Source organism: Streptomyces sp. NPDC048270, assembly GCF_040652335.1.
Classification (GTDB): Bacteria; Actinomycetota; Actinomycetes; order Streptomycetales; family Streptomycetaceae; genus Streptomyces.
Genome location: NZ_JBEZLV010000035.1, coordinates 45862 through 54878, shown reverse-complemented (window position 1 = coordinate 54878; position 9017 = coordinate 45862). Strand labels below are relative to the sequence as shown.

Genomic DNA, 9017 nt, shown 5'->3' with positions numbered 1-9017 from the left:
TAACAGTGGAGGCGCCGCTCACCGAAAAAGGGGCGGATTCCCGGCGCGGTAAGGGATCCCGTGTCGATGCAGGTCAGTGGGCTAAGTGGAATGGAAAATTCGGAATTTGGCATTCCGCAAGAGCGTCTGATAATGCGCCGCGGGGGGTTCGCGATCAAAACGCACATCGCTTCGGACTTTGGTCGGTTCGGCTGCTACAAATCAATCGAACACCTGTGACCTGTCGCTGAGAAAGGCCGAAAACCGGCCCCCAGGGCGGAGAGGTCCACCGATTTCTTTCGGCCGCTTCCGTGAGGGGGCCGTCGGAACCGACCCCGAGGACTCAGTCAGTGAGACCCTTCCCGACGCGTCCGCGCGTCGCCGGCCCGCCCTCCCGCAGGGCACCGGTACTCACCCTGGCGACCGCCCTGGTCGCCACCCTGATCGGCAGCGCGGCCGCGGTGCCGGCGGCCGCGGCGCCCGTCGCCGAGAAGCCCAAGGCTGCCGCGCCCACCGAGGCGGAGGCCACGGCCAAGGCGGGCGCCGAGGCCAAGCGCACCGGCAAGCGCGTGGAGATCACCTCCAAGCGCACGGAGAACGAGGAGATCTGGGCCAACCCGGACGGATCCTTCACCGCCGAGCAGTCGCTGGTCCCCACGCGGGTCTACCGCAGCGGCAAGCTGGTCCCCCTGGACACGGGCCTGCAGAAGCTGAAGGACGGGCGGGTCGCCCCCAAGGCGACCCGCAGCGAGCTCACCTTCTCCGGCGGCGGCAACGCCCCGCTCGTCACCATGCGCAAGGACGGCCGGGACCTCACCCTCACCTGGCCGAAGCCGCTGCCCGCGCCCACGCTGGACGGCAACAGCGCCACGTACGCCGAAGTCCTCAAGGGCGTCGACCTGCGGGTCGCCGCGGACGCGACCGGCTTCTCGCACCAGCTCATCGTGAAGACCCGGGAGGCCGCGGCCAATCCGGCGCTCGCCTCCCTCGACTTCGGCCTCAAGGGCAACGGCGTCACCCTGCGCAAGGAGCAGAACGGCGAGCTGAAGGCCCTCGACTCCGCGGGCCAGCCCCTGTTCACCTCCGTCAAGCCGCAGATGTGGGACTCCAGCGCGGACCAGCCCGCGCCCGCCATCCCGGCGAGCGCGGCCAAGTCGTTCTCGGAGTCGGCGCTCAAGCCCTCCGCGGCCGCCGAGGCCGCCCCGGCGGCGGGCGCGCCCGCCCCCCTGGCCGAAGAGCGGACGGCCGCCGTCGACGGCATCGCCCTGCGCAGCAAGGAGGCCGACCTGGGCGTCGACCTCAAGGGCGACAAGCTCACCCTCACCACGGACCGCAAGCTCCTGACGGCGCCGGACACCAAGTTCCCGGTCGTCATCGACCCCAAGTGGCGGGACGACTGGAAGTCGGCCTGGGCGCTCGCCTACAAGCACAACGGGATCGCCGGCTCGGCGGGCAACTCGTACTGGAACGGCGGCAACCTCAGCAACGACGCCCGCGTCGGCTGTGCGAAGGACCGGGACTACGGCTACGCGGTGGTCTGCGCGAAGACGTTCTTCCAGATCGGCATGGGCGACCTGGCCGGCAAGCAGATCCTCGACGCCACCTTCCGCATCCAGCAGCGGCACGCGGGTTCCTGGAACTGCCAGTCCGGTGACATCCAGATCTGGGACACCGACAGCATCAACGGGAACACCAGCTGGAACAACCAGCCGGCCTGGAAGCGCATGGTCGACTCCTCCAGCCAGTCCTACGGCGGCCGCAACTGCACCAGTGACGGCTCCCTGCTGGAACTGGACGTGACCTCCGCGGTCGGCGACGCCGCCCGCTGGAACTGGCCCGCCTGGACCATGGGCCTGAAGTCCTCCAACGACACGGTCGACGTCTCCTGGCGCAAGATGAACCCGGACAGCGCCCGCATCTCGACCCGGTACAACACCCTGCCGAACGCCCCGACCGACCGCTCGATGCAGCCGGAAGTGGCCTGCCAGGGCGGTGTGATCGGCAAGACCGACATGGTCGAGCTGCGCGCCCGCATCAGCGACGCCGAGGACAACGGCCTGAAGGCCGAGTTCCACTACTGGAACGCCGACGACTACGGCACCCTGAAGGCGCCCAAGATCGACGTCGCCAGTGGCGGTGTCGCCCTCGTGCGGATCCCGCTCAGCGAGCTCCCCGGCAACTCCTACCGGTGGGACGTGCGCGGTCTCGACGAGGCCGGCGCGGGCCCCTGGGCCGGCCAGTGCCTGTTCTCCATCGACCGCAGCCGCCCCAGTGCGCTGCCGGGCGTCACCTCGGCCCAGTTCCCCGAGAACGACGACGTCAACACCGCCTACGCGCGCACCGAGGGCACCTTCGCCCTGAGCAACGGCGGGGTCACCGACGTCACCCAGTACCAGTGGTACACGGCGGGCGACCCGACCGTCCGTACGGTGACCGCGGCGGCCAACGGTGCGGCACAGATCAAGTACACCCCGAACGCGGCCGGTCCGCACGCCCTCTACGTCCGGAGCCTCGACGCCGCGGGCAACCGCTCGGACGTGAAGCCGTACCACTTCTACGCCAAGCGCAAGGCCGAGCGCGACAAGCACGGTGACCTCAACGGCGACGGCATCATCGACATCTGGAGCGTGGACCCGGGATCGGGCCGCCTGTGGATGGTGCCGGGCAAGGGCAACGGCACCTTCGGCGAGCCCCGGCTGGTCGAGAAGGGCAACTTCGCCAACGCCGTCTCGCTGAGCCAGTGGGGGAGCTTCGGCGAGGACTACTACGAGGACCTCGTCGTACTGCGGCCCTCGGAGGACCCCACCACCAACAAGCTGTACGTCTACCGGGGCGCCGGTGACGGTACCCTCCAAGACCCCGAGGCCCACCGGATCGAGCTGACGGCACGCAACAACGTCCACTGGGCCCAGGCCCAGCAGGCGCTGGCCATCGGCAGCGTCAACGACGACAACCTGGACGGGAAGATCGGGGAGGACGACCACCCCGACATGCTGGTGAAGGAGAACGGCACCCTCTGGCTGTACTTCGGTACCGGTGGGGCCAGCCTGCTGCCGCGCAACCTGCCGCCCGTCCCGCTCGGCAACGCCGACTGGCAGAACATGACCCTGATCGCCCCCGGCGACCTCAACGGCGACACGCTGCCGGAGATCTGGGCCCGCGACAAGACCACCGGCAAGATCCACCAGTACACCAGCCGCAAGGCCACCGACAGCGCGTCACCGGCCGCCCTCGACCTGACGGTGTACGGCGACCCCGCCGTCCGCACGAGCGCCATCGCCACCGGTTTCACCGGCACCGCGTTCCCGCACCTGGCCAGCCTCGGCGACTTCGAGAAGGACGGCTTCGCCGACCTGTGGTCGCGCAACGGCAGCGGCGTCGTCAACAAGTACCCCGGCCGCCAGTCGCTCGACGGATCCGTCTTCGGTTCGGCCGTTCAGGTCGCCGTGAGCGGCACGCCCTGGAGCGAGTGCGCGTACGTCGACTCCGCGACGTCCACCGCCCAGGTCAAGCTGTGCGGTCCGATCCTGGCCAAGTTCAAGGCCAAGGGCGGTGTCACGCACTTCGGCAAGCCCTCGGGCAACGTCACCGAGACGGCTGACGGCGGCCGGTTCGTGCACCTGCGCACGAACGGTGCCGCCAGCGACAACGCCTCGATCTACTGGCACCCGAGCACCGGTGCCTGGCTGACCATGAACGCCATCCGCCAGAAGTGGATGTCGCTCGGCGCCGAGAAGAGCTTCCTCGGCTACCCGACCTCCGACGAGAACCTCACCTTCGACCAGGTCGGCTGGTTCTCCACCTTCACCGGTTCCGGCGGCAACGGCGCCATCTACTGGGCGCCCGAGACGGGCCCCTGGTCCCTCCACGGCACCATCTACAGCAAGTACCTCGCGACCGGCGGCCCCGGCGGCTGGCTCGGCTACCCGACCACCGACGAGGTCAACCACTCCGACGGCATCGGCCGCTACAACCACTTCCGGCACCGCAAGGAGACGTACGACACCGCTTCCATCTACTGGACGACCGAGACCCAGAAGGCCTGGTCCGTGCGCGGTGCCATCCGCCAGAAGTGGCTGAGCCTGGGCGCCGAGAAGAGCTTCCTGGGCTACCCGCAGTCCGACGAGTACGACGTCGCCGGCGGCCCCCGCGAGGACTTCAAGGGCGGCTACATCCGGCACAACCGCACCACCGGCGCCACCGTCGAACACAAGCCGGGCGACCGCACCGCCCACCTGCGCAACGACCTGGCCGGTGACTTCAACGGCGACGGCCGCTCCGACATGGCCACCGTGTACGACTTCGGCAGCGGCACCACCGCGCTCTACGTCCTGCCCGCCAACGCGGGCGGCGGCTTCATGGCGCCCGTCCTCGCCTTCAACAGCGGCGTCGGCAACTTCAACGCCGGCAGCGCGCAGTGGGTCGCCGGCGACTTCAACGCCGACGGCCGCGACGACCTGGCCGCGCTGTACGACTACGGCGACGGCGACGGCGCCAACGGCCTGTTCACCTTCCTCGGCCAGGCGGACGGGACCTTCAAGTCCCTGCCGCGCAGTGCCTACGTCGGCGCGGGCAACTGGGACGCCTTCAAGGCGAAGCCGGTCGCCGGTGACTTCAACGGCGACGGCCGCGATGACGTGGCCATGTTCTACGACCACGGCGGCTCGACCGGCGCCCACACCTTCCTGTCCAAGCCGGACGGCACGTTCAACGCCTCCTTCGGCAGCTGGCGCTCCGGCAACGGCGCCTGGTACTGGAACGAGTCGAAGCAGGTCGCGGGCGACTTCAACGGCGACGGCCGGGACGACATCCTCGCCCTGTACGGCTACGGCGACGGATCCGTGGCGGCGTACACGCTGCTCGGCAAGCCCGACGGCGGCTTCGCGGACCCCGTGAAGTCGTGGAACCGCAAGCCGGGTGACTGGTCGTACAGCGCCAGCAAGCTCACCTCGGGCGACTACAACGGCGACGGCCGTGCCGACGCCGCCATCATGTTCGACTACGGCGTCGGCCGCTCGGCCCTGTTCACGCTGACGGGCAAGCCCGACGGCGGGGTCAACGAGGACTTCGTGAGCTGGACCCGTCCGGCGGGGTGGTTCGCGTTCAACCTCGGCAACCTGGTCTCCGGCGACACGGACAAGGACGGCCGCGACGACGTCTCGGTCATGTACAACACCTCCAACGGCGGGACCTTGGCCTACACGTTCAAGGCCCGTCCCGACGGTGGCTTCAACGACCACCTGAGGAGCTGGGAGGCGCCGGCGGGCACCTGGTAGCCCGACCCCGCACATGACGCGGCCCCCAGGACCCGAACGGGTCCTGGGGGCCGCTTGCGTCGTGCGGGCAGCCGCGGACGTCAGTCCTTGATCTCGCAGATCGCCGCGCCCGAGGTGAGGGACGCGCCGACCTCGGCCGTCAGGCCGACGATCGTGCCCGCGCGGTGGGCGTTGAGGGGCTGCTCCATCTTCATGGCCTCGAGTACGACGATCAGCTCGCCCTCCTCGACCCGCTGGCCCTCCTCGACCGCGACCTTGACGATCGTGCCCTGCATCGGGGATGCCAGGGTGTCGCCGGAAGCGGCCGGGCCGGACTTCTTCGCCGCGCGCCGCTTGGGCTTGGCGCCGCCCGCGGCGGCCGTGCGGGCCAGGGTCATGCCCAGGGACGACGGCAGCGAGACCTCGAGGCGCTTGCCGCCGACCTCGACGACCACCGTCTCGCGGCCCGGCTCGTCCTCGGTGTCCTCCGCGGCCGGGGCCGCGAACGCCGGGATCTCGTTGACGAACTCGGTCTCGATCCACCGGGTGTAGACGGTGAACGGGTTCCCGTCGGCGGGGGCGAAGGCCGGGTCGGTGACGACGGCGCGGTGGAACGGGAGGGCGGTGGCCATGCCCTCGATCTCGAACTCGGCGAGGGCGCGGGCGGCGCGCTGGAGCGCCTGCTCGCGGGTGGCGCCGGTGATGATCAGCTTGGCGAGGAGGGAGTCCCAGGCCGGGCCGATGACCGAGCCGGACTCCACGCCCGCGTCGAGGCGGACGCCCGGACCGGAGGGCGGGGCGAACTTCGTCACGGTTCCCGGCGCCGGCAGGAAGCCGCGGCCCGGGTCCTCGCCGTTGATGCGGAACTCGATGGAGTGGCCGCGCAGGACGGGGTCCCCGTAGCCCAGCTCCTCGCCGTCGGCGATGCGGAACATCTCCCGGACCAGGTCGATGCCGGAGACCTCCTCGGTCACCGGGTGCTCGACCTGCAGGCGGGTGTTGACCTCCAGGAAGGAGATCAGGCCGTCGGCGGAGACGAGGAACTCGACCGTGCCGGCGCCGACGTAGCCGGCCTCCTTCAGGATCGCCTTGGAGGCGGCGTACAGCTCCGCGTTCTGGGCGTCGGTGAGGAACGGCGCGGGGGCCTCCTCGACCAGCTTCTGGTGGCGGCGCTGCAGGGAGCAGTCGCGGGTGGAGACGACGACCACGTTGCCGTGGCTGTCGGCCAGGCACTGGGTCTCGACGTGCCGCGGCTTGTCGAGGTAGCGCTCGACGAAGCACTCGCCGCGGCCGAAGGCGGCGACGGCCTCGCGGACGGCGGAGTCGTAGAGCTCCGGCACCTCTTCGAGGGTGCGGGCGACCTTGAGGCCGCGGCCGCCGCCGCCGAAGGCCGCCTTGATGGCGATGGGCAGGCCGTGCTCCTTGGCGAAGGCGACGACCTCGTCGGACCCGGAGACCGGGTCCGGGGTGCCGGCGACCAGCGGCGCGCCGGCGCGCTGGGCGATGTGGCGGGCGGCGACCTTGTCACCCAGGTCGCGGATGGCCTGCGGCGGCGGGCCGATCCAGGTCAGGCCGGCGTCGAGCACGGCCTGCGCGAATTCGGCGTTCTCGGAGAGGAAGCCGTATCCGGGATGGATGGCGTCCGCGCCGGAATCGGCTGCGGCCTGGAGGACCTTGGAGATGTCCAGGTAGCTGGCGGCCGGGGTGTCACCGCCCAACGCGAAAGCTTCGTCTGCCGCGCGGACGTGCAGAGCGTCCCGGTCCGGATCGGCGTAGACGGCTACGCTCGCGATCCCGGCGTCCCGGCAGGCCCGAGCAACGCGGACAGCGATTTCGCCACGGTTGGCGATGAGCACCTTGCGCACGATGGCTCCCTCCTTGAAACAAGCTGAGTTTAGGGACAGCCCACACGGCCTTACGACCCTTCCCCGGTGGTGAGCTTGCCCACACAGAGTGTGATTCGAGGCCCGCTCCACCGGGGAACCCTTGTGGCGCCCCAGGTCAGGGGGATCCCCGACTGCACAGTAACCCCGTATTACAGCCCGGGTCTCTGTCATGCCGGTCAGCGGCCCCGGGTGATTCTTTGTCGAGTCCCTACGAACGGCCCACACGTTCTCCGTGTGATCGCTGTGCGCGGCCGCTCCCGTAACGAAGCGGCCCGCCCCCCTTGTCCGCACGTTTACCCGTTAGTAGCCTCCTGGCGTCGAACAGGCTTGTGACGCGTGGGGGGTGGGGGAATCGTGCTGCGAAGACTCGTGGCCGGACTGGCCGCGATCGTACTGGTGGCGGAAGCGGTCGTGCTCGTGTTCGTCCACATCGTGCTGGGCCGGACCACGGCCAACCAGTCGATGTCCATCGCGGGCAGCGATCCGGATGTCATGTCCAAGGCAACCTACGTCCTCGGCGCGGGCATGGGGGCCTTCCTCGTGCTGTGTGCCGTGCTCGCCGCCCTGGCGGCCGTACGCGACCGCGCACCGGGCGGCTTCGCCCGCGTCGTGCTCATCACGGCCGCCGTCACCCACGGCGTGCTGGGCGTCCTCGCCGTCGTCCTCGTCGGCTGGGGCGCCTTCGCGGCCACCTCGCTGATCCTGTGCCTGCTGGTGCTCACCCTGGTGCTCTACCCAGCCCCGCGGCCGGCGGGCCAGAAGGACGCCCCGGCCGGCCCCCAGGACGCCCCGCCGCCGCTCGGGGAGCTCAGGCCCACAAATCCGTGATGGATACACCCAGTTCGCCGAGCAGCGAGCGCAGCAAGGGCAGCGACAGCCCGATCACGTTGCCGTGGTCCCCGTCGATGCCCTCGATGAACGGCGCCGACAGCCCGTCCAGGGTGAACGCGCCGGCCACGTGCAGCGGCTCGCCGCTCGCGACGTACGCGGCGACCTCCGCGTCCGTCGGCTCGCCGAAGCGCACCGTCGTGGAGGCCGTCGCCGAGACCTGACGGCCGCTGACCGTGTCGATCACGCAGTGCCCGGTGCGCAGGATGCCCGCCCGCCCGCGCATGGCCTTCCAGCGGGCCGTGGCCTCCGCGGCGTCCGCCGGCTTGCCCAGCGCCTCGCCGTCCAGCTCCAGCACCGAGTCGCAGCCGATCACCAGGGCGCCCGCGGCCTCCTCCAGGGCCGCCACCACCCCCGCCTTCGCCTCGGCCAGGGCCAGGGCCAGCTCGGCCGGCTCGTCGTGCTCCAGCGTGTCCTCGTCGAAGCCGCTGACGATCACGTGCGGGGCGAGCCCGGCCTGCCGCAGCAGGTTCAGCCGGGCGGGGGAGGCGGAGGCGAGGACGAGCGGGCGCGGTTCGGCAGTCATGCCCGCCATCGTAGGGGCGCCGCGGGGGAGCCCGGCCAGGCGGCTCAGAAGTGGCCCACGCCCAGCACGTAGACGCCCACGAGCATGGCGAGGGCGAGCACCACCGTCATCCGCCGGATCATCGCCTGCGCGTCGCGCATGTCCTTCGGCGGCTCGTTCTCAGGGTCGGACCAGAGCATGCCCCGATCCTGTCCCCGGGACGGGGAGTGGCGCCTGAGTACGGGTACTCAGGCGCCACCGTCCGTTCGCGCCATATTCCGCTTCGAGGACCTATCCGGGCCAGTACGTACGGCCCCACGCGCGCGGCCCCGGCTGCGGCAGCCGGCGGCGCGCCACCCGGGCGGGCGCCGACCACTCGTCCGCCACCCGGGGCGCGCCCGGCGGCACCGAAGCCAGTGCCGCCGCGCGCGCTTGGACCACCGCCAGTGCGGCGGCCAGCTCCTCCGCGGTCGGATTGCCCTTGACGACCTTGATCACCACAGA

Annotated in this window: 6 protein-coding genes; 2 read left to right on the top strand and 4 right to left on the bottom strand. The window is 70.7% G+C overall.

The window, feature by feature from the left end:
• The first annotated feature begins 329 nt into the window (after positions 1–329).
• Entirely contained in the window at positions 330–5255 is a 4926-nt protein-coding gene (locus AB0D66_RS26460) for an FG-GAP-like repeat-containing protein (RefSeq protein ID WP_362308376.1), read from the top strand.
• An 80-nt stretch (positions 5256–5335) separates the two neighbouring features.
• Here the strand turns inward: AB0D66_RS26460 and AB0D66_RS26455 are convergent, their stop codons facing one another.
• Positions 5336–7099 (bottom strand): biotin carboxylase N-terminal domain-containing protein, encoded by a 1764-nt coding sequence (locus AB0D66_RS26455; protein ID WP_362308373.1) that lies wholly within the window; start codon positions 7097–7099, stop codon positions 5336–5338.
• 375 nt (positions 7100–7474) lie between these two features.
• On the opposite strand from AB0D66_RS26455, the gene AB0D66_RS26450 reads away from it, so the two are divergent.
• The gene (locus AB0D66_RS26450; RefSeq protein WP_362308370.1) at positions 7475–7948 is read left to right on the top strand and encodes a hypothetical protein; all 474 of its coding nucleotides are present in this window, start codon (positions 7475–7477) and stop codon (positions 7946–7948) included.
• On the opposite strand, the gene AB0D66_RS26445 is transcribed toward AB0D66_RS26450, so the two are convergent.
• From AB0D66_RS26445 to AB0D66_RS26435, 3 genes are all read right to left on the bottom strand, one after another.
• On the bottom strand, positions 7929–8534 hold the full coding sequence (locus AB0D66_RS26445) for a nucleoside triphosphate pyrophosphatase (RefSeq protein WP_362308367.1): 606 nt from the start codon (positions 8532–8534) through the stop codon (positions 7929–7931). The two genes, AB0D66_RS26450 and AB0D66_RS26445, sit on opposite strands and share 20 nt — an antisense overlap.
• Positions 8535–8578: 44 nt before the next feature.
• The gene (locus AB0D66_RS26440) at positions 8579–8713 is read right to left on the bottom strand and encodes a hypothetical protein (RefSeq protein WP_279628689.1); all 135 of its coding nucleotides are present in this window, start codon (positions 8711–8713) and stop codon (positions 8579–8581) included.
• A 91-nt stretch (positions 8714–8804) separates the two neighbouring features.
• On the bottom strand, positions 8805–9014 hold the full coding sequence (locus AB0D66_RS26435) for an acyl-CoA carboxylase epsilon subunit (RefSeq protein WP_069921669.1): 210 nt from the start codon (positions 9012–9014) through the stop codon (positions 8805–8807).
• Positions 9015–9017: the final 3 nt, after the last annotated feature.